Origin of the sequence: Oryzifoliimicrobium ureilyticum (assembly GCF_037199735.1) — a bacterium.
Taxonomy (GTDB): Bacteria; Pseudomonadota; Alphaproteobacteria; order Rhizobiales; family Rhizobiaceae; genus Rhizobium; species Rhizobium ureilyticus.
Map to the genome: position 1 here is coordinate 1 of NZ_JBBBVQ010000068.1, position 1,586 is coordinate 1,586.

General features: G+C 56.2%; 1 protein-coding gene. It reads left to right on the forward strand.

Translation table 11 applies throughout. The annotated features are described in order from the left end of the window. Window position 1 precedes the first annotated feature (1 nt). Complete coding sequence (locus VQ830_RS28620) at window positions 2–1,576, forward strand: ISL3 family transposase (RefSeq protein WP_337271531.1); 1,575 nt, start codon at window positions 2–4, stop codon at window positions 1,574–1,576. Window positions 1,577–1,586: the final 10 nt, after the last annotated feature.

The window sequence follows — 1,586 nt, forward strand, 5'->3', positions numbered from 1 at the left end:
TATCACCCTTCAAGATGAAGGAAACTGGGTTGTCTCCGCTGCTGCGAAACCGGTCGGCATCTGCCCGGATTGTGGAATGCAAAGTCGGCATCGGCACGGCTGGCACCACCGCCGCCTGCGGGACTTGCCTGTTCAAGGTCAAGCTGTGAACATCAAACTCGCACTGAACCGGTGGCAGTGTAGGCACCGGAAATGCGAGCGACGAACCTTCACAGACAGGCTGCCCGAGATTGCTGCACCCTATGTGCGACGAACTGAGCGGATGGCTGAGATTGTGGGCTTGGTTGGCCACAGAATGGGCGGACGTCCGGGAGAAAACTTGATGCATCGGCTCGGCATGCCGGTTAGCGACGACACGATCTTGCGGCAATTGAAGCGCGGTAGTCAGGCGTCCACACAAAAAGACACTATTCGGGTTGTGGGCATTGATGATTGGAGTTGGCGGCATTCCTCGCGATACGGGACGATCATGGTCGATCTTGAGCGTCATTCGGTCGTCGATGTTTTGGAAGATCGCAGCGTCGAGAGCGCAAGATCTTGGTTACAAGAGCGTCCAGCGATCGAGGTCGTGAGCCGAGATCGCTGTGGTTTGTATGCTCAGGCAGCGCGAGAGGGCGCGCCTCAGGCCCGCCAGGTAGCTGACCGCTTCCATCTGGTTCAAAATCTCAGGGAGGCAATCAAGGAACAGATGAGCGTTTACGGTCATGCCAATGTTAGACCCATTCTCTCTGAAGATGCTATCGCCAGCGCCAGGTCACAACAGCGCCGTGCCCGTTTGGCGCACAGGCAATCTCGTCTGGAAATATTCGAGATGCTTAGAGCTTTGCGGCAGCAGGGCCTCACTTACAGCGAGATTGCAAGGCGGACCGGATATGAGCGCCGCAGCATCGCGAATTGGCTTACTTCCAATGCGCCTCGAGACCGGAACCGGGCAGCATTGAATCCGACATCACCACTGTATTTTGAAGCTTTCCTGGCTGAATGCTGGAAAAATGGAAACCGGGTCGGGCGCCATCTGTTTTACGATATCAAGAACCGCGGTTACACGGGCAGCCGCTCCAATCTGGAGCGCTTGCTGAAAGTGTGGCGTGAAGTCGAGAATATTCAACTCGACGAGCCGCCTCCAGAGATGGAGGTTTCAGAACCCGTCCGCGATCCTGATACGGGCCATATGATTTCCTCCGTGGTGGCCGCAGCTTTGTGCATAAAACCGCGCGGCCTGCTGACAGATCGTCAGGCCAGAAAGGTCAATGCATTGAAGCAAGGCTCTCGAGCGTTCGCTATCATGCGCGGCTTTGCCATGCGGTTCAGCGGCATCTTGCGAAGCAGGGGCTCGCAGGCACTGAACGAGTGGATCGACGATGCCATAGACACCGAGCTAACGGCAATCATGCGTTTCGCCAGCGTTTTGCGCCGAGATATTGATGCCGTAAGAAATGCAATCGAACTCCCCTGGAGCAACGGTCAAGCCGAAGGTCAGATCAATCGCCTCAAGTTACTGAAGCGAGCAATGTACGGTCGCGCCGGCCCGGAACTGATGAGGGCGAGAATGATGCCGCTGAATCACAGAAATTGAGGAAGAACCC